Annotated in this window: 21 protein-coding genes; 9 read left to right on the top strand and 12 right to left on the bottom strand. The window is 66.1% G+C overall.

Going from position 1 to position 25129, the window contains the following annotated elements:
- Positions 1–5: 5 nt before the first annotated feature.
- Positions 6–1019: a heat-inducible transcriptional repressor HrcA gene (hrcA, locus tag IEX33_RS09410; protein WP_188729612.1), complete on the bottom strand. Its 1014-nt coding sequence runs from the start codon at positions 1017–1019 to the stop codon at positions 6–8.
- Between the two features lie 176 nt (positions 1020–1195).
- Between hrcA and IEX33_RS09405 the strand changes: the two genes are divergently transcribed.
- Together IEX33_RS09405 and IEX33_RS09400 are read left to right on the top strand one after the other, a co-directional pair.
- Complete coding sequence (locus IEX33_RS09405) at positions 1196–2044, top strand: DUF3097 family protein (RefSeq protein ID WP_188729610.1); 849 nt, start codon at positions 1196–1198, stop codon at positions 2042–2044.
- A gap of 154 nt (positions 2045–2198) precedes the next feature.
- On the top strand, positions 2199–2618 hold the full coding sequence (locus tag IEX33_RS09400; RefSeq protein ID WP_188729608.1) for a DUF4870 domain-containing protein: 420 nt from the start codon (positions 2199–2201) through the stop codon (positions 2616–2618).
- Between the two features lie 182 nt (positions 2619–2800).
- On the opposite strand, the gene hemW is transcribed toward IEX33_RS09400, so the two are convergent.
- Both hemW and lepA read right to left on the bottom strand, forming a co-directional pair.
- A complete protein-coding gene (gene hemW, locus IEX33_RS09395; protein ID WP_188729606.1) occupies positions 2801–4030 on the bottom strand; it encodes a radical SAM family heme chaperone HemW in 1230 nt (409 codons plus the stop codon).
- A 36-nt stretch (positions 4031–4066) separates the two neighbouring features.
- Positions 4067–5920 carry a translation elongation factor 4 gene (gene lepA, locus IEX33_RS09390; RefSeq protein ID WP_174174358.1) on the bottom strand — a complete coding sequence of 618 codons (1854 nt, stop codon included), beginning with the start codon at positions 5918–5920 and terminating at the stop codon, positions 4067–4069.
- A 178-nt stretch (positions 5921–6098) separates the two neighbouring features.
- Here lepA and IEX33_RS09385 point away from each other — a divergent pair, with 178 nt between their 5' ends.
- Both IEX33_RS09385 and rpsT read left to right on the top strand, forming a co-directional pair.
- A complete protein-coding gene (locus IEX33_RS09385) occupies positions 6099–6659 on the top strand; it encodes a type II toxin-antitoxin system PemK/MazF family toxin (protein WP_188729604.1) in 561 nt (186 codons plus the stop codon).
- Between the two features lie 169 nt (positions 6660–6828).
- On the top strand, positions 6829–7089 hold the full coding sequence (rpsT, locus tag IEX33_RS09380) for a 30S ribosomal protein S20 (protein ID WP_011692086.1): 261 nt from the start codon (positions 6829–6831) through the stop codon (positions 7087–7089).
- A gap of 192 nt (positions 7090–7281) precedes the next feature.
- Here the strand turns inward: rpsT and holA are convergent, their stop codons facing one another.
- From holA to IEX33_RS09360, 4 genes are all read right to left on the bottom strand, one after another.
- The gene (gene holA, locus IEX33_RS09375) at positions 7282–8298 is read right to left on the bottom strand and encodes a DNA polymerase III subunit delta (protein ID WP_188729602.1); all 1017 of its coding nucleotides are present in this window, start codon (positions 8296–8298) and stop codon (positions 7282–7284) included.
- Positions 8232–10349: a ComEC/Rec2 family competence protein gene (locus IEX33_RS09370; protein ID WP_188729600.1), complete on the bottom strand. Its 2118-nt coding sequence runs from the start codon at positions 10347–10349 to the stop codon at positions 8232–8234. Before IEX33_RS09370 ends, holA begins: the two co-directional genes overlap by 67 nt.
- A 25-nt stretch (positions 10350–10374) precedes the next feature.
- On the bottom strand, positions 10375–11298 hold the full coding sequence (locus IEX33_RS09365) for a helix-hairpin-helix domain-containing protein (protein ID WP_188729598.1): 924 nt from the start codon (positions 11296–11298) through the stop codon (positions 10375–10377).
- Positions 11299–11694: 396 nt separating this feature from the next.
- The gene (locus IEX33_RS09360; protein WP_188729597.1) at positions 11695–12075 is read right to left on the bottom strand and encodes a hypothetical protein; all 381 of its coding nucleotides are present in this window, start codon (positions 12073–12075) and stop codon (positions 11695–11697) included.
- Between the two features lie 77 nt (positions 12076–12152).
- Between IEX33_RS09360 and IEX33_RS09355 the strand changes: the two genes are divergently transcribed.
- Positions 12153–12917, top strand: coding sequence for a nucleotidyltransferase domain-containing protein (locus IEX33_RS09355; protein WP_188729595.1), 765 nt, complete (start codon positions 12153–12155; stop codon positions 12915–12917).
- A 60-nt stretch (positions 12918–12977) separates the two neighbouring features.
- Here the strand turns inward: IEX33_RS09355 and IEX33_RS09350 are convergent, their stop codons facing one another.
- From IEX33_RS09350 to IEX33_RS09330, 5 genes are all read right to left on the bottom strand, one after another.
- Complete coding sequence (locus IEX33_RS09350; RefSeq protein ID WP_188729593.1) at positions 12978–13973, bottom strand: DegV family protein; 996 nt, start codon at positions 13971–13973, stop codon at positions 12978–12980.
- A 56-nt stretch (positions 13974–14029) separates the two neighbouring features.
- Entirely contained in the window at positions 14030–16561 is a 2532-nt protein-coding gene (gene leuS / locus IEX33_RS09345) for a leucine--tRNA ligase (protein ID WP_188729591.1), read from the bottom strand.
- Between the two features lie 333 nt (positions 16562–16894).
- Positions 16895–18409, bottom strand: coding sequence for a glycerol kinase GlpK (glpK, locus tag IEX33_RS09340; RefSeq protein ID WP_188729590.1), 1515 nt, complete (start codon positions 18407–18409; stop codon positions 16895–16897).
- Between the two features lie 50 nt (positions 18410–18459).
- Positions 18460–19209, bottom strand: a complete 750-nt coding sequence (locus IEX33_RS09335; RefSeq protein ID WP_188729588.1) for an MIP/aquaporin family protein — start codon at positions 19207–19209, stop codon at positions 18460–18462.
- Between the two features lie 89 nt (positions 19210–19298).
- Positions 19299–21128, bottom strand: coding sequence for a glycerol-3-phosphate dehydrogenase/oxidase (locus IEX33_RS09330; protein WP_188729586.1), 1830 nt, complete (start codon positions 21126–21128; stop codon positions 19299–19301).
- Positions 21129–21254: 126 nt separating this feature from the next.
- Between IEX33_RS09330 and IEX33_RS09325 the strand changes: the two genes are divergently transcribed.
- From IEX33_RS09325 to IEX33_RS09310, 4 genes are read left to right on the top strand one after another with little or no spacing between them, the layout of a single operon-like run.
- Positions 21255–22229 carry a sugar-binding transcriptional regulator gene (locus IEX33_RS09325; protein WP_188729583.1) on the top strand — a complete coding sequence of 325 codons (975 nt, stop codon included), beginning with the start codon at positions 21255–21257 and terminating at the stop codon, positions 22227–22229.
- Between the two features lie 10 nt (positions 22230–22239).
- Positions 22240–23109: an aldo/keto reductase gene (locus IEX33_RS09320; RefSeq protein WP_188729581.1), complete on the top strand. Its 870-nt coding sequence runs from the start codon at positions 22240–22242 to the stop codon at positions 23107–23109.
- Positions 23110–23119: 10 nt separating this feature from the next.
- The gene (locus tag IEX33_RS09315; protein WP_188729579.1) at positions 23120–24046 is read left to right on the top strand and encodes an alpha/beta fold hydrolase; all 927 of its coding nucleotides are present in this window, start codon (positions 23120–23122) and stop codon (positions 24044–24046) included.
- On the top strand, positions 24043–25125 hold the full coding sequence (locus IEX33_RS09310) for a glycosyltransferase family 4 protein (protein ID WP_188729577.1): 1083 nt from the start codon (positions 24043–24045) through the stop codon (positions 25123–25125). The genes IEX33_RS09315 and IEX33_RS09310 overlap by 4 nt, the downstream gene beginning before the upstream one ends.
- Positions 25126–25129: the final 4 nt, after the last annotated feature.

Here is a 25129-nt window from a genome sequence, read left to right as displayed (position 1 = left end):
GGACCTCAGGGGCCCAAAATCCGGGAAAGGTAGCGGGCAACAGCCCTGACGGCGGCCATGGTGGTGGGGTAGTCCATCCGTGTTGGTCCCAGGATGCCGATCTTTGCTGCGCTGTCGGGGCCATAGCCGGTGGCCACAACCGATGCCTCGGCAAGTCCGTCATAGGGAATCTCGCGGCCAATGCTGACAGCCATCCCGCGGTGGTCCTGCGCCATCTCGCTCAGCAGTCGGAGCATGACCACCTGCTCCTCAAGGGCCTCCAGCACCGGGCCGATGCTGAGCGGGAAGTCCACGTTGGACCTCGCCAGGTTGGCGGTGCCCGCCATAACCATGCGTTCCTCGCGGCTGCTCTGCGCCAGGGCTTCCAGGCCGATAGCGAGGGCCTGGGCGGCCTGCCTTTGCCCCGGGGCGGCTGTGGCCACCACGGCGGGCAGGGACTGGGCGAGCTGGCTCAGCGGAGTTCCGGCAAGCGATCCGAGGAACCGGGCCCTGAGGCCCGCCAGGGCGTCGTCCCCCAGGTCCTGGCCGACGTCGATAACGCGCTGCTCCACCTTGCCGCTGTTGGCGATCAAAACCACCAGCACCTTCCGCGGGGCGAGGAGGACGAATTCGATATGCCGAACCAGGGCCCTGCTTAAGTGCGGGTACTGGACCACCGCAACCTGGTTGGTCAGCTGGGACAGTAACCGGACGGTCCGGTCCAGGACATCGTCCAGGTCATCCGATCCTTCCAGGAGGGACTGGATGGCGCGGCGTTCCGCCGGGGAGAGTGGCTTGACGGCTGAGATCTGGTCCACGAAGAGCCGGTATCCCTTGTCCGTGGGGATCCGCCCGGCGCTGGTGTGCGGAGCCGTGATCAGGCCCTCTTCCTCCAGGGCCGCCATGTCATTCCTGATGGTAGCGCTGGACACACCGAGATGATGGCGCTCCACCAGGGCTTTGGACCCCACGGGTTCGCGGGAATGGACGTAGTCCTCCACGATGGCACGGAGTACTTCAAGTTTGCGTGGCTCGCTCACACTCCACCTCCATCCAGGGTTTGGGGCGACCGCGCCGCCCGCGCTGCGCCACCCATCGTTTAGCACTCGACATGCCCAAGTGCTAACAGTCTATTATGCCTCTCCCCGTTGCTAGCATTGGTACCGCTCCGGGCGAAATTCCGGACCTGTGATCGAGCGCTAGGCGGAGTGAATCAATGCAGTACCAGAACTGGGGCCCCCAGGACATGTCCGCTCCGTCAAAGGCTGCACTTCCTGAGGTGCATGTTGAACGGGGAATGGTGCTGGAGGATGTCCAGTCCGGCTGGGTGGGCGCGGTGACCCGCGTGGAGAAGTCCGGCGGCATGCACGTAGTGGCCCTGGAGGACAGGCGCGGCAAATCCAGGTCTTTCCGGCTGGGCTTCGGCTTCCTCCTCGAGGGGCAGGCCATAAAGCTGCTCCCGCCGGCGCCGCGCCAGGCGACAGCCGCTGCCGCCGGCAGGACAGCCTCAGGTTCGGTCCGGGTTGCCGGCCAGCGGGCGCAGGTCGCAAAGGCCAGCCGGATCTGGGTGGAGGGAAAGCACGACGCCGAACTGGTGGAAAAGGTCTGGGGAGACGACCTTAGGGTGGAAGGCATCGTCGTCGAACCCCTTCACGGCATCGACGACCTTGCCGCGGCGGTGGCCGAGTTCAGGCCCGGACCAGGCCGGCGCCTGGGAGTTTTGGTGGACCACCTGGTGCCCGACTCCAAGGAATCCCGCATTGCGGACGCCGTCATGGCCTCCCCGGGGGCGGCCGGGAACGTGCTGATCGTAGGCCACCCCTATGTGGACGTCTGGCAGGCGATCCGTCCGGCTGTCCTGGGCATCGAAAAATGGCCCGTGGTGCCGCGCGGGCAGGACTGGAAGACCGGCATCCTCGCCGCGTTCGGCTGGCCCCATGCCACCAAGGAAGACATCGGGCTTGGGTGGCAGAAGCTGCTGGGTGCGGTCCGCACCTACGCGGACCTGGAAGCCTCCCTGCTGGGGAGGGTGGAGGAAGTCATTGACTTCCTGACAGTGCCCTGACAGGCACCCCGTGCCGCTGTGCCTGTGAGCCCCAGGGCAGCTTCCGCGCCTCCAGCAAGTATTCTTGGTACTGCGGAACCTGCGATATGCGCAGCCCGGCGCAACCGATATGCATTCTTAGCCAGCACCATGGCACTTTCAGAAGGAACAGACTGTGGCAGAAAACGCACGCGATCACAGGGACACCCAGGGCGGCCAGGGCCGTTCGGAATACCATGGCGTTCCGGCGAATGCGCTGCCCCTGACAGCCAGCGAAGACCGGCAGTGGGCCACCATGGCCCACTTCGGCGGAATCCTGGGCTGCGTTCCGGCCCTGCTGATCTACCTGATCTTCCGGGACCGGGGCCCTTTCACGGCGCAGGAGTCAAAGGAGGCGCTGAACTTCAGCCTGCCGCCCACCATCGCCGCTGTGGTGGCGAACATCCTGGTGTTCGTTCCGGTGGTCGGCAACATCTTTGCCGTGATTGCCACCCTCATCTGGATTGCCCTGACCTGCTTCTCCGTGGCAGCCGGCATCCATGTCAACAAGGGTCAGCCGCACCGCTACCAGTACAACCTCCGCTGGATTAAGTAGTCCCCGCCGGCTCCCAGCACTCGCAAGCTCGTGCCGGGGCCCTCGCCAGCGTGGGCCCACCGCCGGCTCCCAGCACTCGCAAGCTCGTGCCGGGGCCCTCGCCAGCGTGGGCCCACCGCCGGGTCCCAGCACTCGCACCCTACGGGGGTGGCCCCTGCACGGGCGCCCTGGGCCCGCAACTGCTAGTTGGGCAGGACCCGGCGGACCACTGCGTCAGCCAGCAGCCTGCCCTTCAGCGTGAGGACCAGCCGGCCCGCGAAAGCGGCGGCAGGGTCCACCAGTCCTTCCGCGATCAGCCCGGCGACCTCGTGCCGTCCTGCGGCGCCGAGGGAGGCGATCTCGAGGCCCGAGTGGAGGCGGACCTCAAGCATCACCCGCTCCATATTCCGGGTTTCCGCATCCAGGGTTTCCCTCCCTGCTGCCGGTGACACTCCCTGCGCCAGGCGTCCTGCGTAGGCAGTGGGGTGTTTGACGTTCCACCAGCGGACCCCGCCCACGTGAGAGTGCGCCCCCGGTCCGATCCCCCACCAGTCGTCGCCCCGCCAGTAGGCGAGGTTGTGGCGGCAGGCCTGTCCGGGCGTGCGGGCCCAGTTACTGACCTCGTACCAGCCCAGGCCTGCCTTGGTGATCAGTTCATCGGCGAGCTCATACTTGTCGGCGTGGTCGTCGTCGTCGATCCCCGGCACTTCACCACGGCGGATCTGGGCGGCGAGCTTGGTCCCGTCCTCGATGATCAGCGCATAGGCGCTGATGTGGTCCGGCTGGTAGGACAGCGCTGTCTCGAGGGAGTACCGCCAATCGTCCAGGGACTCCCCCGGAGTGCCGTAGATGAGGTCGAGGCTGACGGCCAGGCCGGCGTCCCGGGCCCACTGCACCACCTGGGGCACGCGGCTGGGCGTGTGGGTCCGGTCCAGGACCTTGAGGACGTGCGGTACGGCGGACTGCATGCCGAACGAAATCCGGGTGAACCCGGCATCTTTCAGGACGGCAAGGGACTCCGGGGTGACGGAGTCCGGGTTCGCCTCCGTGGTGACCTCGGCGCCCGCCTCGATCCCCCACTGGTCGATGGCGCGCCCCAGGATCAGGGCCAGGTCCTCCGCTGGGAGCAGGGTTGGCGTGCCGCCCCCGAAAAACACCGTGCTGAGCGGCCGCGCGGGGAGGCCGGATTCTGCAAGGACGCTGGCTGCCAGGGACACTTCCGAGGCCGCGGTGGCGGCATAGGCATCCTGGGAGGCGCCGCCGCCGAGCTCCGTGGCGGTATAGGTATTGAAGTCGCAGTAGCCGCAGCGGACGGCGCAGAACGGGATGTGTACATATAGCCCGAATGCCCGGTCCGCCGCACCGTCGGCTGCCTGGCCGGGCAGCAGACCGTCCGACGGCGCCGGGTCGCCAAGGGGAAGAACGCTAGGCACTGCAGGGTCCTCCCGCAGTGCCGGCCGCTGTAACCACTACTTCCTGGCCTTGTCCTTGGATTCGTCGGTGGTAAGCGCAGCGATGAAGGCTTCCTGGGGAACCTCGACGCGGCCCACCATCTTCATGCGCTTTTTGCCTTCCTTCTGCTTTTCCAGCAGTTTGCGCTTACGGGAGATGTCACCGCCGTAGCACTTGGCCAGGACGTCCTTGCGGATGGCGCGGATGCTTTCCCGCGCGATGATCCTGGAGCCGATCGCCGCCTGGATGGGCACCTCGAACTGCTGGCGGGGAATGAGCTCACGCAGCTTTGTGGTCATCATGACGCCGTACGCGTAGGCCTTGTCCCGGTGGGTGATGGCGGAGAAGGCATCCACCTGTTCGCCCTGGAGCATAATGTCCACCTTGACAAGGTCGGCCACCTGGTCGCCGTCGGCCTTCCAGTCCAGGGAACCGTAGCCGCGGGTCTTGGACTTCAGGATGTCGAAGAAGTCGAACACGATCTCGGCCAGCGGCAGGCGGTACCGGATTTCAACCCGGTCCTCAGACAGGTAGTCCATGCCGCCCATCACGCCGCGGCGGCTTTGGCAGAGCTCCATGATGGCTCCGACGAATTCGTTCGGGGCCAGGATGGTGGCGGCCACCATGGGCTCGCGGACCTCGGAGATCTTGCCGGAGGGGTATTCGCTGGGGTTGGTCACGTGGACCACCTTCTTGTCCTCCAGCGTGACCTCGTATTCCACGTTGGGAGCGGTGGAGATCAGGTCCAGGTTGTACTCGCGTTCCAGCCGCTCGCGGGTGATTTCAAGGTGGAGCAGGCCCAGGAAGCCAACGCGGAACCCGAAGCCCAGGGCCGCGGACGTTTCGGGCTCATAGACCAGGGCGGCGTCGTTGAGCATCAGCTTCTCCAGCGCATCGCGCAGCACCGGGTAGTCCGTGCCGTCCAGCGGATACAGGCCGGAGAAGACCATGGGCTTGGCATCCGCGTAGCCGGGGAGGGAGTCAGCGGCAGGCTTGGCAAGGTTGGTGACGGTGTCGCCCACCTTGGACAGGCGGACGTCCTTCACACCGGTGATGAGGTAGCCCACTTCGCCCACACCCAGGCCCTTGGAGGGCGTGGGTTCCGGGGAGCTCACCCCGATCTCGAGGAGTTCGTGGGTGGCCCGGGTGGACATCATCTGGATGCGTTCGCGGGGGTGCAGCATGCCGTCCACCACCCGGACGTAGGTGACCACGCCGCGGTAAGTGTCATACACCGAGTCGAAGATCATGGCGCGCGCAGGGGCATTGGCGTCGCCCTGGGGAGCCGGCAGGTCGCGGACGATCTTGTCCAGCAGCGCCTCGACGCCCATGCCGGTCTTGCCCGAAACGCGCAGGACGTCCTCCGGGTCTCCGCCGATCAGGCTGGCCAGCTCCGCCGCGTACTTCTCCGGCTGCGCTGCCGGGAGGTCGATCTTGTTCAGGACGGGGATGATCGTAAGGTTGTTTTCCATCGCCAGGTAGAGGTTGGCGAGGGTCTGGGCCTCGATGCCCTGGGCAGCGTCCACCAGGAGGATCGCCCCTTCACACGCTGCGAGAGAGCGGGAAACCTCATAGGTGAAGTCAACGTGTCCGGGCGTATCGATCATGTTCAGCGCGTAGCTGGTGCCGTCAAGTTCCCACGGCATACGGACCGCCTGGGACTTGATGGTGATGCCGCGCTCGCGCTCGATGTCCATCCGGTCCAGGTACTGGGCCTTCATGTCACGGGACTGGACCACGCCGGTGAACTGCAGCATCCGGTCGGCCAGGGTGGACTTACCGTGGTCAATGTGCGCGATGATACAGAAATTCCGAATAATGGCCGGATCTGTCGCGGCGGGCACCGGGGCGGTGCGGGCCATGGGAGACACGCAGGGGTCCTTACTCTTGGCATTCACACGGCCATCGACTGGGCGCGCCGTGGGCGGCCCGCGGTCTGGCCGCACATTTTCAACCTCCAGTGTCCCACGTCAGGGCCTGCCACACCGCATCCTCAATGGAGCTGCCGCCGTCGTTCCTCCACGCGGGAGGCAGCTATAGGGTGGCTGGATGGCTTTCAATCTCCATTCACTGCAGGACGCGGTCAGGACAGGCCTGCGAACACTCACAAGGGTGCGAAGGATTACTGGGGCAACCGACCGTCCCTCGCCGGGCCGGCCTGGACCGCCTTCCGGCAACGGCCAGGTTCAGGGCAGGTTAAACGCCGGCGCTGCCTACCCCGGGGACTTCCACGGCGAATTCACCGTCAGGTATGCGGCCAGGCCAGATGGTGAACCGGATCCTGGGGAAGTGGTGTGGGCGTGGGTGCCGTACGAAGAAGACCACAGCCGCGGGAAAGACCGGCCGGTTCTGCTCGTGGGCCGCAACGGCGGGTACCTGCTCGGACTGATGCTGACCAGCAGGGACCGTGTTCCCGACTCTGCAGCATCAGCGGATTACGTGGACATCGGAGTAGGCGGCTGGGACCGTCAGGGCCGCCCCAGCGAGGCCCGGCTGGACCGCGTCATCCAGCTGCGCCCGGACGGCATCCGACGCGAGGGCGCCGTGCTTGACCGCAACCGGTTCGATCAGGTGGCGTCCTCCCTGCGCCGGCGACACGGCTGGGGCTAACCCTCGAAATGGCAAGAGTTGCCGCTGACCTGCTATTCTTTATAGCTGTGTGTCCGTGCAGGTCGACGGCCACTGATGGTTGGCCGCCATAGGTATCCCCACGCCGCTCAGTCAATGGCCAACCTGAAAGCCCTCTAGACCATTTCCGCATTAAAAAGAGAGTTCACACGTGGCGAATATCAAGTCCCAGAAGAAGCGCATCCTCACCAACGAGAAGGCACGCCTGCGCAACAACGCAGTCAAGTCCGAGCTGAAGACGGCCATCCGCGCCGTCAACACTGCCGTTGAGTCCACGGACAAGGATGCAGCTGCTGCTGCCCTGGTTGCTGCCAGCCGCAAGCTGGACAAGGCTGTTAGCAAGGGTGTTCTGCACAAGAACAACGCAGCAAACCGCAAGTCGGCGATCTCCAAGAAGGTCAACGCACTGTAAGGTTTCCCGTTCGTTTGAACTGATGGTTGTGGCCGGTACCCTCGGGTACCGGCCACACATCTTTAAGCCCGGCCCTACGCCTGAATCCTGGGCTTCTGCGCGGACCATGGCCGTTCGGGTCCAGGTGGGCGCACAGGCTGAGGACCTTCGCGGACGGGCACCCAGGGAGGATCCCGCAGGCCGGGTGACCGGTCAGCGGCCCTGGACGGACATGGCAATGACCGTGACCGCGTGCTCCACCGCATAGACAGGGTCGCGGGAAAGGCCTTTGACCTGCGCGTCGGCTTCGGCGGTGGCCTGGATGGACCGGACCAGCCCCTCCGGCGTCCATCTCCTGACATCCCGCTGCGCCTGCTCAACCAGCCAGGGCTGCATGCCGAGCTCCGCGGCTATCTGGGCGGAGGATCCGGATGCGCCGGCAACCCGCGCAACCGTTCGAAGCTTTGCGGCCAGCGCAGCCACCAGCGGTACGGGATCCGCTCCTGTGGCGAGGGCATGGCGGAGCGTGGACAGGGCCAAGGGAGCATTGCCCGCCATGGCAGCATCAGCCACCTTGAACGCTGTGGCCTCGATACGGCCGCCGTAGTAGCGGTCCACAATGTCCGAGGTGACGGTGGTTCCCGCATCGGCGATGAGCTGGCTGCACGCGGCGGCAAGTTCCGAAAGGTTGGCTCCCACCGCGTTGACCAGGGCCTGGACGGCGTCCTGCTCAATACGGCGGCCGCCGGCCTTGAATTCGGCCGCCACAAAGGCCACCTTGTCTGCGTCTTTCTTGAGCGGTTGGCAGTCCACCACGGGCCAGCCGCCCTTCTTTACGGCGTCCAGGAGTTTCTTGCCCCGGACTCCCCCGCCATGCCGGAGGACCAGGACCGCATCGGGTTCCGTGTGTTCCACGTACCGGAGAGCATCAGCGAGGAAAGCGTCGTTCATGGCCTCGACGGCCTCCACCTCAATGAGCTTGCTCTCCCCGAAAAGCGAGGGGCTGACCTGCATCAACAGGGTGCCTGGCTCATAGGCAGCCGCGTTGATGCGGCTGACCTCAACGTCCGGGGCGGCAGCCCGCACCTGCGCGCGGACGCGGTCCATCGCCCTGATGCCCAGATACTCTTCCGGGCCGCTGACCAGCACCACCGCTGCAGGTGTTACGTCCCGCCAGGTGGCTGCATTCGATGCCGGGGAACGGGTTGCTCGCTTCTGCGCAGCGGCCATCGTGGGTTCCTTCCGGAAAGATGTGTGGAGTATCCCAGCCTGCCACGTCCGGCCCCCTGCTCCAAGCCGGGGCCGGGCGGCCACACCGGCGTCCGCTTCGCCCCGGGCTCCGGCCGGAAGGCGTGGCGGCGGAGTGCCCGGACAGACCTCGTCTCCATGACTTCGATAAGCGAAACGAGACGCCCGTGGCAAGACAGGACCAGCCCGCCGGCCTGGCGGGGCCGGGCGATGGCCCACACTGTTCCGTAGGTCAGAACAGACAGGAACAGCATGGTCAGCAGACCGGGAATGCCTTCAGGCCATGGGAGCGATGCCCCTGGGAGCTGCGACGTGAACCTTGCCGTTGCGGCGACGCCGGAGCTGAAAGTTCCGGCCACTGCAATCAGGGCGGTCGCCGGCCACGGCGCCGGGACCACCAGGGGAACAGCTGCCGTCCCCAGCAGCGTCACAGGGGCCACCAGGGGTGAGGCGATGACATTTGCCAGCAGCGAGTAGGTGGAAAACTGGGGCTGCAGGAGCACGATCACGGGACCGCACAGCAGCTGCGCCGACAACGGGACAGCCACCGCCGCAGCCGCCCAGCGCGGAACGAACCCTGGCGTCCAATCGATGATGCGCCGGCCAAGGACAATGATCCCCAGGGTTGCCAGAACGGACAGGAGAAACCCGAAGCTGGAACCTAGTCCAGGATCCATCAGCAGCAGGCCGATCACCGCCAGGCACAGGAAACTGAGGCCGCGTCCGGACCGGCCGCCGGCCAGCGACATGACAGCCACGGCGCCCATGAGGGCTGCCCGCAGGACGCTCGCGTCCGGCCCCACGAGGAGCACGAAGAGCCAGAGGCCGGCGCCGGCCAAGGCAGCAGCGGGAAGCCGTGGCAAGCGCAGGCTCCGGCAGGCCAACAGCAGGGCTCCAAGGACCAGGCTGCAGTTGGCGCCGCTCACGGCCGTCAGGTGCGTCATGCCCACCTCCTTCATGGCAGTCTCCAGGCCCTCGTCCAGCGCCGTCGTATCTCCCGTGACCATGCCCGGCAGCAGGCCGCGGGGATCGGGGGCGAGGAACGAGGACGCGGCCACGAACTGTTCCCGCAGTTCTTTGGCCGATCCCTCCAGGATTGGCACCCCGGTAGCCTGGCCTGGGCCTGAGGAGGCTGCGAGGATCGCAGCCTCCTCAGTTCCTTGCTCAGGCGGCCGGAGCTTTCCCGTTGCGCGGACAAGCTGGCCGGTCACCACAGTGCCCCAGTCGCCGCCGCCCATCACCACGAGCTGAGCCCTGGTCCGGAGCAGGACACCGCCGGTGCTGACATCGCGGGTCCAGACTGGTATCGACCAGCGTTCCGGCGTTCCCGCGTGGCCTGGTGCTGTGAGCGCGCGAGGGTTCCCGGCCACTTCGACGACTGCCACTACTGATTTTCCTGCCGCAACAGCCTCCGCCAGGGGCCCCTCGAACCGCTGGCTGGCTCCCGCGGCCGAGTGGGCGGCCGCGGCCGCGGCCAGGAAGAGTGCTGCCGCGCTGGTGGACAGGAAACTGCGCCGGCCGGAAGTGCGTTCTGTCCCTGGTGCCGTGCCGCGGCGTTGACCAGGTGGGCAGAGCTGACGGCTCCGGCATATCAAGAGCATTCCCGCAGCAGCAGAACCACAACAGAGTGCCCCCAGGACCACCGGTTGCAGCCAAAGCCCGGCGATGCAGGCTGCCCACACTGCCACCGCAGGCACGGCGAGGCGCACGTCAGTGCGGCGGCGTGGCGCCTCGCCGCCGGGGGACGCGCCGTTCCCCAAACTGTCCGTCCCGGCTCCCTGCCAGGCTGAATCCCATACCCCGGACCACTGTTCTTGGACCCGGTGCCGGAAGGTCGCGGCACCGTCGAGGCCCCGCCGTCGTCGTGGCTGTTTTGCGGGGCCCTCAGCCGTCCTGTTCCCGCCGTGCGGTGCGCTGCCTTCGGCGGACGCGGTGCTGCCCGCGGGTCCCGGCACGGCTGCGGGTCCCCTGACGGCAGACTCCACATACCGCTGCCAGGGACTCGTCGTCGGCTTCTCCCTGCGGCTACCCATTAGATACCGCCCTCACGTGGGCACCTCATACCGTCACCAGCGGCAGCAATGCTTCAAGCATCTTGGGCCCGACGCCGTCCACTGCGTCCAGCTCCTCGACGCTCTTGAAAGCCCCATGATCTTTGCGCCAGTCCACGATGCGTTGGGCAAGCACCGGCCCGACTTTCGGCAACGTATCCAGTTCCTCCACACTGGCCGTGTTGAGGTTGATTTTCCCTCCCGCAGGGTTTCCGGTGTTGCCGGCATCGGCCCCACTGCCGCCGGGTTGCGGACCTCCGCCACCAGTACCTGCTGCAGGTAACTCCTCGCCTTCCCGCGGCACGTGGATCTTTTGGCCGTCCTCCACCACGACGGCCAGGTTCAGCCGGTCAAGGTCCGCGCCGGGGACTGCGCCTCCGGCGGCCGTGATGGCCTCGTGCACGCGGCTTCCCGCCGGCAGCCGAACCACTCCGGGGCTGGTCACCGCGCCGGCCACGTGGATCACCACCGCAGCGGCGGTTTCAGCTGCCGCGTCCTCGACGCCCGGCCCGCTGCCGCCGGCCCCTTCGTTTCCCGCGGCGGCTTCGGCTGAAGGGCCAGCGGCAGGGTTTGAGGGGCTGACGCCGCTGAGTGGGAGGATCTCCGGCCGGCCCGCCGCCACCTGCCACCAGAACCACGCCGCGGCAGCAACGGCAAGGATGCCAAGAAGAACCGCCAGGCGGGGGCCCAACCGCCAGCGGAGTGCCGGCCCCAGGGCCGTGGACGCGGTATCCGCGTCCTGTCCGGATCCCCCGGGCAACGCCGTGCCGGAAGTGTCCGGATCGCGGCCGCCTGCACCCTGGTACTCAAAGAGCTGATTCCCGTGGGCGTCCAGCAGCAGGCCGGACGGGGCCTCGCCGAGGGCTGCCTGCAGCCGGCTTCTGGCATGGCGCGCCGAGTGACCTGCTGTTCCAGCGTCCCGGCGTGACATAGCTTCACGCTATGGACCACTGGGCGGGGGCAACAGGGCAGCCACCTGTTATGTGGAAAGGCTGTCAGCCTAGGGACATCGCCCAGCCCAAGAGGTTTCCAGTAGGGTCACGCTGAAGGAGACGCAGCCGGGTTCAGCCCGGGTTAGCGCAATGTACCGGTTGAGATGCTGGACGACGGTGGCAACGTCGTCGTTGTTACGGCACACGAGCTGTCCGCTCACATGGACATCAGTCGCTGACCCCTACGCTCGTATTTCCCGGGCATCCCAATCCAGCCTTCCGGTGTTCAGCGATTCCCACAGCTTCCCTGCCGGATCGGCGGGTGGGCACCGGGCCATCCAGGTCCTGTGCTGGCGGTTCCTGGGCCGGAACTGCCTCCTGGACACAGGACTTGCTCAGTCCTGCGCAGCCCCGGTCAACTTCCCGGATTGGGCAAGTGACCGGCGGATACCCACGATCCTGACGGCCACCCCCGTCAGTACCACGCCAATTCCCAGCGCCATCAAGATCCATACGGGTACCGAAGCGGCATCGATGTTCCGGTAGCACTCCGCCGCCAGCCCCGTAGTCCGCATCTGGATGTCGGCCTCTTCAGCAGCACTGCTCTGCGGAAGCAGCGGGCTGCCGCACAGCGGACCCACTGCCTTCATCCCGACAACAAAACTCAGGATGTGCAGGGCAAACCCGACGGCGATTGTCAGAATCCAGCCGCGCCGCTGGCTAAGCTCCTGGTTGATGTCCACGGTCGAATTTCCCGGCGAGTCCCGAACCTCCATGTTCAGAGCCTAATGGAAGTTCGCCACGGAGACGCCGTAGCGTATTTCCACAGGTCATTTTCGGGAGGCGGTCCGGCATGGACGATTTGGGGTTCGTTGACCACGTGGCCGATCACCTGGCGGCTCTTCCCGGAGTTCTTGCGGTAACTCTCGGGGGGTCCCGGGCGGCCGGCACCGATGAACCGTCCAGCGACTGGGATTTCGCCCTGTACTACCGGGAACATTTTGATCCTGATGACTTGAGGAACATCGGCTGGCAGGGAACGGTTTCCGAGATTGGCGGCTGGGGCGGCGGAGTCTTCAACGGCGGGGCATGGCTGGAAATCGACGGCCGGAGCGTGGATATCCACTACCGGAACCTCGACGTTGTTGAGCATGAGCTGGCCGAGGCGCAGCACGGCAGTTTCCACATTGAGCCGCTTATGTTCCATCTGGCCGGGATTCCCAGCTATCTGGTCGTGGCCGAACTCGGCATCAACCGTGTCCTTCGCGGACATGTGCCGCAGCCGGAGTACCCGCAGGCCCTCCGCAGGACCGCCCCGAGCATCTGGATGAACCGGGCCCACATGACGCTCGGATACGCGCGCCGCGCATATGCCGCCAACGGGCACCTGACGGAACTGGCCGGCGCCCTGGCCATCTCCGCTGCGATGGCAGCACACGCCGTGATCGCCGCCCGGGGCGAGTGGGTCACCAACGAGAAGCGGCTCCTGGAGCGTGCCGGGCTGCGCCACATGGACGAGCTCATCTTTGCGCTGCACCGGGAGCCATCCGCCCTTGGGGAAACTATCGATCGGGCAATCCAGCTCTTCAACGATGCTTTCGCCGAAGCGGTGCCCTGATCCGCTTCGGCTCCGGCTCACACGGCGAAGCCGCCAGGGGCAAGCCTGAGCCAATGCCCGCTACGAGGAAAGCGTTCCCGGAAACTTGCCGGTCTCCCCCGGTTCCTCCCCCACAATGACAGCCAGGACGCCAAGCCCTGCATGGGCAGCAAGTACGGCCGGAAGGGAACTTGCCTGGGCCGGGGGGCACAGCGGCAATGCGCGCGCCAACCGTTCGGCCAGGCTCTTAGCCTCTTCAGGATTCCCAAAGTGGTGGACGGCGAGCCGGACGGCAGGGGCCGGACGGGCACCGGCATCAGCGGCAACCATCTCTTCCAGCCGGGCTACAGCCTTTGCGGCCGACCGGACCTTTTCCAGCGGTACGATCTTGCCGCCCTCCACCGCCAGGATGGGCTTGATGGCCAGCATGGTGCCCAGCAGCGATGCCGCGGCGCCGATGCGGCCCCCGCGCCGCAGCTGCTCCAGGCTGGGAACGTAGAAATACACTTTGGTCCGCGAAGCCTGCTCCGCCGCGGCAGCGGCAACGGCGGCCGCATCACCGCCGTCGGCCGCGGCCCGGACGGCCGCTTGGACCGCCATGCCCTGGGCCATTCCGACGGTCCGCGAATCGACTACCTCCACCGGGATGCCAACCCGGGCCGCTGCCAGACGGGCAGCATCCGCCGTACCGGACAGTTCACCGGAAATGTGGACAGACACCACGGCCTCGAAGCCCCGTTGCTGGGCCGAGCGGTAGGCCTGCTCGAACTGGCCGGGTGACGGCCGCGATGTCTTTACGGACGTTCCGCTCGCCAGGGCCAGGGCGATGGTTTCGGAGATGTCATCCTCGCCCTCGCCGTAGATCTCATCCCCCACCATCACGGGCATGGGTATCACGGCCAGCCGCCCCTCACCGCTGAGACCGGCGATCCAGTCAGCAGGCAGCGCCGCCGCGGAGTCGGTCACCACGGCAGTACGTACGACGGCGGCGGGCTGGCCTTCAGGGGCTTCCTGCCCGCGGCGGCGTGCCAGCAGGCGTGCACGCACCCAGGGCCAGGCGGCGTCACGGTCGGGCAAGGGGGCCTCCTGGGATAACAGCAGGCCGCCGGAGGGCTCCGGCGGCCTGGTCCGGCCTAGGCCGGAACGATGTTGACCAGTTTAGGGGCGCGGACAATGACGGTGCGGATGCCGCGGCCGTCGATGGCGCGCTGGACATTCTCTGAGGCCAGCGCCAGCTCCCGGAGCTCGTCCTCGGTCACGGAGGGGGGAACCTCCAGCCTGTCACGCACCTTGCCCTGAACCTGGACGACGGCGGTGACGGTGTCCTGCACCAGCAGGGACTCGTCGTGCGCCGGCCAGCCCGCATTGGCGACTGAGGCAGGGTGCCCCAGCACGTTCCACATGTCCTCAGCCGTGTAGGGGGCGAACAGGCTCAGGATCACGGCAACCGCCTCGGCCGCCTCGCGGACCGCAGGGTCCGTTCCGGCGCCGGGAGCTGAATTGATCGTCTTGCGGGTGGCGTTGACCAGTTCCATCAGCTTGGCCACCACCACATTGAACTTGTTGGCGTCCAGGAGTTCGGCGGCGTCGGCAATGGTCCGGTGCGTGACGGAGCGCAGGGCGCGGTCGCCGGTGGTGACGTCGACGCCGGGAGCGCTGGCCACATCCTGGGCGAGGCGCCAGGCGCGGGCCAGGAACTTCGCAGAGCCCGACGGCGAGACGTCCGCCCAGTCGACGTCGTCCTCCGGCGGGGAGGCGAAGATCATGGTCAGGCGCACGGCGTCCACGCCGTACTTGTCCAGCTGCTCACCGAGGTCCACGCCATTGCCCAGCGACTTGCTCATCGCTTTGCCGCCGTTGAGGACCTGGCCCTGGTTGAGCAGTGCCGTGAAGGGCTCGTTGGCCTCGATCAGGCCGAGGTCGTTGATGACCTTGGTGAAGAACCGGGCGTACAGCAGGTGGAGGATGGCGTGTTCCACGCCGCCCACGTACTGGCCCACCGGCATCCAGTCGTTGATCTTCTGCGGATCGAAGGGACCATCGGTGTAGTGCGGAGAGACGAAGCGGAGGAAGTACCAGGACGAGTCCACAAAGGTGTCCATGGTGTCCGTATCGCGCTTGGCCGCCCCGTGGCAGGTAGGGCACTCGACGTTGACCCAGGCCTCGGCCGCGGCCAGGGGCGAGGTGCCCTTCGGCGAGAGGTCCTCACCGCGCAGGTCGGACGGCAGGGTGACGGGCAGCTGCTCGTCCGGGACGGGAACCTCGCCGCAGGACGGGCAGTGGATGATCGGGATGGGGGTACCCCAGAACCGCTGGCGGCTCAGCAGCCAGTCCCGCAGCCGGAAGTTGACGAACTTTTCGCCCGTGCCCTGCTGCTCCAGCATGGCGATCGCGGCCGGGATGGCTTCGGACTTGGGCAGGCCGTCGAGGTCGCCGGAGTTGATCAGGGTCCCCTCCCCTGCCGTGGCGGTGCCGGATGCGGCGGGGTCTTCCTCACCGGTATCCAGGACGGCCCGCACGGGCAGGTCGAACTTCCGGGCGAAGTCCAGGTCGCGCTGGTCGTGGGCGGGCACGGCCATGATGGCACCGGTGCCATAGTCAGCCAGGACATAGTCGGCGGCCCACACCGGCAGCTTCTCGCCGTTCAGGGGGTTGACGGCGTACCGGCCGGTGAAGACGCCGGTCTTTTCGCGCTCGGTGGACTGGCGTTCGATTTCGGTGAGCGCCTTGACCTGTTCGCGGTAGTCGTCCAGGGCTGCGGCGTGCTCGTCGGTGACGAGCTCGACGGCGAGCGGCGCGTCTGCGGCCACCACAAAGAACGTTGCGCCGTACAGGGTGTCCGGGCGGGTGGTGAAGACCGTGACCTCCTTGGCGGGCTTGCCGCCGTCGGCCTCGATTACGAAGTTGACGTGCGCGCCCTCAGACCGTCCGATCCAGTTCTTCTGCATGGCCAGCACGCGCTCCGGCCAATGCCCCCGCAGCTGCTCCATGTCATCGAGCAGGCGGTCCGCGTACTCGGTGATCTTGAAATACCACTGGTTGAGGGACTTCTTGGTGACGGTGGTGCCGCACCGCTCGCAGGCCCCGTTGACAACCTGTTCGTTGGCCAGGACGGTCAGGTCCTTGGGGCACCAGTTGACCGGGGAGTTCTTCCGGTAGGCCAGGCCGCGCTCGTAGAACCGCTTGAACAGCCACTGCGTCCAGCGGTAGTACTCGGGGTCCGAGGTGTGCAGCCGCCGGGACCAGTCGGCAGAGATGGCGTAGCGCTTGAAGGACGCCGCCTGGGTGTCGATATTGGCGTAGGTCCACTCGCTGGGGTGGGCATTGCGCTTGATGGCGGCGTTCTCGGCGGGCAGGCCAAAGGAGTCCCAGCCGATCGGGTGGAGGACGTCATAGCCCTTCTGGCGCAGGTAGCGGGCTACGACGTCGCCCATGGCGAACGCTTCCGCGTGGCCCATGTGCAGGTCACCGGACGGGTAGGGGAACATGTCCAGCACGTAGCGGCGCTCGCGTGACCCGTCGTCGACGGGTGTGAAGACCTTGAGGTCTTCCCACACCTGCGGCCATCTGGCCTCCATCGCCGCGAAGCTGTAGGTGCCCTCCTCGGGCACGTCCGCTGACACTGTTGCTGCTGTTCCGGTCTCTGTCTCCGGCTGAACGCCCACTGCTGCCCTCTTCTGTTTCTGTTACGGCATCTGTGCTGCCATAACGGCCTGATCCCCCTGCTGCCACCGGGAAATGCTCCCGGACACACAAAAGCCCCTCGCCATGGAGGGGCTGCCGCACGCTATCCGTCGTTTCGGATACCGGGCGGCTGGCTAAGCAGAAGGATCGCACGCATGCAACCACTTTAGCGCACCCACAAAGTCTCCCGTCGCAAACGAGCGGCTGAGGCGGCAGTTAAACGGGAGAGGGGCCGGTGACTCCCCGCCATGGTGTGGTGGGCACCGCGAAGCGGGCGGGCGGGAGTCACCGGCCCCTCTTGGGGCAGTTCTGGTCTACTTCACGTCCTCGTCGACCCAGTCCATGGATTTGGTGACGGCCTTCTTCCACAGGCGCAGCTGGCGGTCCTGCTCCGCCTGGTCCATCTGCGGCTCCCAGCGCTTGTCCTCGGACCAGTTGGCCGAGCACTCCCCCAGGTCCTTCCAGAAGCCGACCGCCAGGCCGGCCGCGTAAGCCGCACCAAGGGCGGTGGTTTCCACAACCTTCGGCCGGATCACCGGAACGCCCAGGATGTCCGCCTGGAACTGCATCAGCGCATCATTGGCCACCATGCCGCCGTCGACCTTCAGTTCGGTGAGCGGAACGCCCGAGTCCGCGTTCACGGCGTCCAGCACCTCCCGGGTCTGGAAGGCGGTGGCTTCCAGCGCGGCGCGGGCGATGTGGTTCTTGTTCACGAACCGGGTCAGCCCAACGATCGCGCCGCGGGCATCCGAGCGCCAGTACGGTGCGAAGAGGCCGGAGAAGGCGGGAACGATGTACACGCCGCCGTTGTCCTTCACGGACGCGGCGAGGGTTTCCACTTCAGGCGCGCTGCTGATCATTCCCAGGTTGTCCCGCAGCCACTGGATGAGTGAGCCGGTGACGGCGATGGAGCCTTCCAGGGCGTAGTGCGGCGCAGCATCGCCGAGCTTGTAGCCCACAGTCGTCAGCAGCCCGTTCTTGGAATGGACAATCTCTTCGCCGGTGTTGAAGATCAGGAAGCAGCCCGTGCCGTACGTGTTCTTGGCCTCGCCGGCCTCGAAGGCAGCCTGGCCGAACGTGGCCGCCTGCTGGTCGCCGAGGATGCCCGCAACGGGAACTTCCCGCAGGAGCTGGGAGGTGTGCACGGTGCCGTACACCTCCGACGAGGACTTGATCTCCGGCATCATGGTCCGGGGAACACCGAAAATGCCAAGGATCTCGTCGTCCCATTGCAGGGTTTCCAGGTCCATGAACAGTGTGCGGGAGGCGTTGGTGACGTCGGTGACGTGGACTCCGCCGTTGACGCCGCCGGTCAGGTTCCACAGGACCCAGGAGTCGGTGTTGCCGAACACCAGGTCACCGGCTTCGGCCCTGGCGCGGGCGCCCTCCACGTTGTCGAGGATCCATTTGATCTTGGTGCCGGAGAAGTAGGTGGCCAGCGGCAGCCCCACTTTTTGCTTGAAACGGTCCGGCCCGCCGTCCCTGGCAAGCTGGTCCACAATGTCCTGCGTGCGGGTGTCCTGCCAGACGATGGCGTTGTAGACGGCCTCACCGGTGGTCTTGTCCCACACCACGGCAGTTTCGCGCTGGTTGGTAATGCCGACGGCGGCGATATCGTGCCGTGTCAGGTTCGCCTTGGACAGTGCGGAGGCGATGACCTCCCGGGTGTTGTTCCAGATTTCGGCGGGGTTGTGCTCCACCCAGCCGGCCTGCGGGAAAATCTGTTCGTGTTCCATCTGCCCCGAGGACACGATGCTGCCGCTGTGGTCGAAGATGATGGCCCGGCTGCTGGTGGTTCCCTGGTCGATGGCGATTACGTACTGGTTCATGATGGACGTCCTTGTCTATATGGGTGTTTTGGGCAGTGTTTGTTAGTGGGTCAGGCTGCGGCGGTAACGATGATGGGCGCGAGGTTGGCCACGATGCCGGCAAGGGCACCGCCGACCAGCGGGCCCACCACCGGGATCCACGAGTAGCCCCAGTCGCTGGAACCCTTGCCCTTGATGGGCAGCAGGGCGTGGGCAATGCGGGGACCGAGGTCGCGGGCCGGGTTGATGGCGTACCCGGTGGGGCCGCCGAGGGACACGCCGATGCCGACGACGAGCAGTGCGACGGCCAGCGGGCCCAGGCCTGAGGGAGTTCCGCCGAAGGTGAGGATAACGAATACCAGGACGAAGGTGCCGATGATCTCGGTGACCAGGTTCCAGGGGGTGGACCGGATGGCGGGCCCGGTTGAGAAGACGCCGAGCTTGCTGGCAACCTCGGGCTCCGCGTCAAAGTGCTGCTTGTATGCCAGCCAGCACACCACGGCACCGAGGAAGGCGCCCACCAGTTCGCCGCCGAAGTACGTCAGCGTCGAGGCGACGTCCACGGGCACGTCCGGCGCGTATTCGGTTTTTCCGTTGACCAGCAGCCCGAGCGTTACGGCGGGATTCAGGTGGGCACCGGATTTCGCGGCAACGAAGACGCCGGCGAAGACAGCGATGCCCCATCCCCAGGTGACCATCAGGAACCCACCGCTGTTGCCTTTTGTCCCCCGTAGGGCAACGTTGGCGACGACGCCGCAACCCAGGAGGGTGAGCATCGCCGTTCCGAATACTTCGGAAAGGAAAACTATTCCAAGAGACATCTTTGACTCCTTATTTTCTGATGGAGGTCCTTCGCGGGTTGAAGGACCGTGGGCCGGGGCGGGTTGCCGCCCCGGCCGGCAGCCGGGTGCTAGGCGACCAGGCTGTGGGTTTCTACACGGTGGAACCTTTGCAGCACGTCCTGCGCGTGCTTGATCTCTGCCGCCCGGACCGCGGCGTTCCAGCCAAGGGGAACCGCCAGCACATCTGCCACTTCGTTCAGCAGTTCGCCCGTCACCAGGCCCCTGAACGCCAGGGATGTCCGGCGGATGAGGACGTCCACCAGGTGCCCCACCTGCTCATGGGCCGCCATGAACTCAAGTTCACGCACGCTCAGTTCGCGGGTGGAGTGCAGCAGCCTGTCGGGTCCGGCATCGAGGTACTCCATGACATCCTGGGCACGGGTCCCGTACCTGGTCAGGAGTACCGCGGTACGGTCGGCGTCACGGCCGGAGGCCATGTGCTCCTTGATCCACTTCTGCACGCCGGGCTCATCAGCGGGAAAGCCTGCGCCGCCGCCGATGGGGAGCTGTGCGGTGGAGACTTTGCGGCCCATTCCGATCTCGGCCAGCACGTCGTTGGTCATGTGTTCGGCAAGGGCCCGGAAGGTGGTCCACTTGCCGCCTACCAGGCTCAGTACTACGGCGCCCTTTCCGTTCCCGTCCTGGACTGGTTCGCGGCGCTCGATGCGGTAGTCGCGGGAAACAAAGCCCGGCTGGGTGGCATCGTGGCGTGGCAGCGGCCGCACTCCTGAAAAGGTGTAGACGATCTGTTCACGCGTGACAGGTAGGTCCGGGAAGACGTGCCCGATCAACTCGAAGAAATACTCGATTTCCTCATCCGTGCAGACCGCATCCTCTGCCATATCCGCGTCCACATCAGTGGTGCCCACCAGGACCCGGTCCCCCATGGGGTAGATCAGGACGATCCGCCCGTCCGTGTGCTCGAAGAAGATTTCCCGGCCGCGGCAGGCTTCCAGGAGCGCAGGGTTGTCCAGCACAATGTGGGAGCCCTTGGTGCCGCCCATGAAGGTGGAGGCAGTTCCCATTGCTTCGTTGGTAAGGTCCACCCAGGCGCCGGTGGTGTTCACAATGACGTCTGCAGTGAAATCGAATTCCTCGCCCGTGAGTTCGTCCCGCAGCCGGACAGTGCTTCCCCTGCCGGTGCCCGGATTGGGCTTGCCGGTCATGGACTGCAGTGAAACGTAATTGCTGGCACGGGCCGTGTAGCCCTGGGCATTGCCCTCGCCCACGGCCGCCCGGCCGGCCTTCTCCCCATCCTGGAGGACGTCCAGGGTCAGGCGCTCCGGGTTGTGCACGGACGCGTCAAAGTAGGTGGCGGTGTACTTGACGTCCGGGCGGAGGGCGGGCAGTTCCGCGCGGGCCCGCCGGCCGCTGCGGAACTGGTGCCGCGGGACCGTGCCGCCGTCACGGGAGAACGAATCGTAGAGGCTGAGGCCGAGCTTGATAAGGAAGGCGCCACGTTCCTTGGGCTTGCCCTGCTGCTTGTGCGTCAGGAAGCGCAGGGGCGCGGACAGCACGCCGGAGAAGGTGCTGAAGATGGGGATGGTGGTCTGCAGCGGCTTCACGTAGTGCGGAGCGATGCGGAGCAGCCGGTTGCGCTCCACCACTGACTCCTGGACCAGGCGGAATTCGCCGTTTTCGAGGTAGCGGATGCCGCCGTGGATCATGTGGGAGGAGGCGCCGCTGGCTCCCTGGCAGTAGTCGCCGCGTTCCACGAGGGCAACGTCCACGCCCTGCAGCGCGAGGTCACGGAAAGTTCCTACACCGTTGATGCCGCCGCCTACCACCAGCACCTTTGCATGCGGGCGGCGCCGCAGATGGTGGACGGAACTGCGCTCAGCTCCCTGCTTCTCCGCAGGTATTGCAGAAGGTCGGCCGGCTAAATCCTTGGGTCCCAAAACGACTCCCTTGGGCTTTGTGTGGCGCGGGCAACCCAGTGGGCGGGCCCGCCGTTCTCCACTATTGTTTGGACTAATGGAAAATGGAGTCAAGCACTATGCACAAATGTGCACGAGGGAGCGGAAATGGACCCATCAAGGCACTCTGACGCGCTGCGGGCTGCACAAATGTATTACCTGCAGGACCTGACCATGGATGCGATAGCCCGGGAACTCCGGACCTCCAGATCCACCGTGTCCCGGCTCCTGTCCTCGGCACGCGAATCCGGTCTGGTGCAGATCCAGATCCGCAATCCGCTGGACACCGGCCCGGAGCTTGAAGGCAGGATCAGGCAGCGCTATGGCGTGGATGTCCACGTGGTGCCGGTCCTGGAAACACTGAATGAAGCCGAAACGCTGGACCGCGTAGCCATGCAGGCCGCGCGCACCATCGGGCCCGTGGTGGACTCCAACGCAATCATCGGGGTGGCCTGGGGATCCACCCTGAGCGCCGTCAGCCGCCACCTCACCCGCAAGATCACCCACGACAGTGTCATCGTGCAGTTGAACGGCGCGGGCAACATGCACACCACGGGCATTACGTACGCCAGCGACATCATGCGGCGGTTCGGAAGCGCCTACGGGGCCAGGGTGGAACAGTTCCCCGTGCCGGCTTTTTTTGATCATGCCGCCACAAAAACCGCCATGTGGAATGAGCGCAGCGTGCAACGGATCCTGGAACTCCAGGCGAAGATGAGCATCGCCATCTTCGGCGTGGGTTCCGTGGATGCGGACTACCCCAGCCACGTCTACGCCGGGGGGTACCTGGACGAGATGGACCTGAATATCCTGGCCACGTCCGACGTGGTGGGTGACGTTGCCACCGTCTTTTTCCGGGGCGACGGATCCTCCGACGGAATCATCCTCAACGAAAGGTCCACGGGCCCGGCCTTGGCAGAACTGCGTCAGGTCCGGCGGAGGATCTGCGTGGTGTCCGGGGTGTCCAAGATCAAGGGGCTCCGCGGTGCCCTGGCCGCCGGCCTGGCCACCGACCTGATCCTGGATGAGGCCACAGCGCGGCGCCTGGTGGATTACGAGGGCCTCCCGGGGGCTAATGGGTAGAGTCGTGGCTATGAGAACCTCACCGCGGCTCAGCCTGAACAACGGCGTGCTGATCCACCAACTCGGTTTTGGACTGTACAAGGTCCCGGCCGGTGACGCAGAAGGGCTCGTTGCCACCGCGCTCGCCGCCGGCTACCGCCATTTCGACACCGCCGCCATGTACGGCAACGAAACCGGCGTGGCCCGCGGGATCAGTTCCCAGCTGGGCGGGGATGCCGTCAGCGGCGGGTCGGGTGAACTTTTCCCGGCCTTGTCCAGGGAGGACGTGTTCGTCACCACCAAGGTGTGGAACGACCATCACGGCTACGACTCCACGCTGCGGGCCTTTGACGACTCCATGGTCAACCTTGGCCTCGATTACGTGGACATGTACCTGATCCACTGGCCCTGCGCCAGGCGCGGGCTTTTTCCCGATACGTACCGGGCCTTGGAGACCCTGTACCGGGAAGGGAAAGTCCGGGCCATCGGCGTCAGCAACTTCCAGCCCTCACATCTTGACCGGCTGCTCCAAACGGCAGAGGTGGTTCCCGCCGTCAACCAGATCGAGCTGCACCCGTGGCTGCAGCAGGCGGAACTGCGCACGCTGCATGACGGGCTGGGCATCAGGACGGAGGCCTGGAGCCCCCTGGGCCGCGGCCAGGTCCTCGCAGATCCCGTGGTCCACGCCTGCGCCGCTGAACACGGCAAGACCCCTGCCCAGGTGATCCTGCGCTGGCACATGCAACTGGGCAACATCGCCATCCCCAAGGCCAGCACGGAGTCGCGCATCCGGGAAAACCTCAACGTCTTCGACTTCGAGCTCTCGGACCGGGACATGACTGCGCTGGCAGGGCTCGACCGGGGGCACCGCACCGGCTCGCACCCCGACCACGTCAACTAAGGCCGCACAAATGACCACAGCACACCCCGGGCCTGCCTCGCCCGCCTACTTCAGCCACGGACTTGCGGCCCGCACGTCGTCCTCGTCGGTGGAGATCGACGGCGGCAAGGTGGCCTTCTGGACCTACGAACCGCTTCATGCCGGCCCGGAAACGCGGACCATCCTGGTAATCCATGGCTTCCGCGGAGACCATCACGGACTCCTGCGCGTGGCGGACCAGCTTCCCGACATGCGCATCATCATGCCGGACCTGCCCGGATTCGGTAATTCGGAAGCGTTCACGTCCGGCCGGCATGCGGTGGAGCGGTACGGCTCGTTCATCACCGGATTCATGGCAGCCCTCGGCCTGGGCCCGGAAACGGTCCTGCTGGGCCATTCCTTCGGCTCCATCATTGCCGCGCACTTCGTGGCCGGCCATCCGGGAGCCGTCAACCCGCTGATCCTCATCAACCCGATCGCCGCACCGGCCCTCGAGGGTCCGAAGGGTGTGATGACCCGGCTCGCGGTCCTCTACTACCGGCTTGCCGCGCGCCTTCCCCGGCAGCTGGGACTGGCTTTGCTGCGGAGCCCGCTGATTGTCCGGGTCATGAGCGAAACCATGGCCAAGACGGCCGACAGGGACCTGCGCCGTTTCATCCACGATCAGCACAACGCCTACTTCAGCGCTTTTGCCAGCCGTGACAGCCTCCTTGAGTCCTTCACCGCGTCGGTCAGCAGCCACGTGGCCGAGGTGGCCGGCCGGCTCACCCTTCCGGTACTGCTGATCGCCGGTGAAAAGGACGAGATCGCAGTGCTCCCAGACCAGCGCCGGCTGGCTGCGCTGCTGCCGGACGGCGAACTCAAGGTGATTCCCGGCGTCGGACACCTGATCCATTACGAAACCCCCGAACCGGCAGCCTCGTTCATCCGCAGCTTCCTGAAGGACCACCCCGCGTGAAGATTGTCATCGACGCACGTTTTACCCGGACCGACCACCACGACGGCATCAGCCGCTACGGGGCAAGCCTGATCGCAGCCACCGCGAAGATCGCGGACGTTTCGATGCTTGTCTCGGACGTCCGGCAGCTCCCCCTGCTCCCGGATGTTCCCTACACGCTGATCAGCAGCCCGTTGTCGCCCAGGGAACTGTTTGTGGCGCGCACCATTAACAGGCTGGGCGCTGACGTGGTGGTGTGCCCGATGCAGACCATGGGCACCTGGGGCCGCAAGTACGGCCTGGTCCTGACGCTCCACGACCTCATTTATTACGAACACCCCGCCCCGCCGGGATTCCTGCCCGCACCGGTACGGCTCTTGTGGCGGCTGTACCACAAGGCTTTTTGGCCCCAGCGCCTGCTCCTCAACCGGGCCGACACCGTGGCCACCATCAGCCGCACCACTGAAGCGCTGATCGCAAAGTACCGACTGACCCGCCGTCCCGTACGGATCATCAGCAATGCCCCCCAGCCGGAGCAGGAGCACGGGCCCCGGCCCGCTGACGCCGGTGCAGACCGCGCGCTCGTGTACATGGGCTCTTTCATGCCGTACAAAAACGTGGAAACCATGGTGTCGGGTATGGCGGGCCTGCCCGGCTACACGCTCCACCTGCTCAGCCGCATCACACCCCAACGCCGCGCGGAACTGGAACGACTGGTTCCTCCAGGAGCGCACGTGGTGTTCCACAACGGCGTCACGGACGAGGAGTATCACGCGTTCCTGCGCTCGGCTGCGGCGCTGGTCAGCCTGTCCCGGGCTGAAGGCTACGGTCTTCCCCTGGTGGAGGCCATGGCGCTCGGCACCCCGGTTATTGCCAGCGACATTCCCATCTTCCGGGAAGTCGGCGGGGACGCCGCGCTCTACGTTGACCCGGAGTCCCCCGAAGAGTTTGTTCATGCCGTGCACACACTCCAGGACAATGGGCACTGGGAGGAATTGTCGCGGCGCTGCGTTGCGCGTGCACGGGAGTTCACCTGGGATGAGTCGGCCCGCCAGCTGGTGGATGTGGCACACGAGATCATGGTCCGGCGCCAGCGCTAGGGGA

Origin of the sequence: Pseudarthrobacter scleromae, from assembly GCF_014644515.1 — a bacterium.
Taxonomy (GTDB): domain Bacteria; phylum Actinomycetota; class Actinomycetes; order Actinomycetales; family Micrococcaceae; genus Arthrobacter; species Arthrobacter scleromae.
Note: the sequence above shows the minus strand (reverse complement) of the source record. Positions and strands in the feature narration are given on the sequence as shown.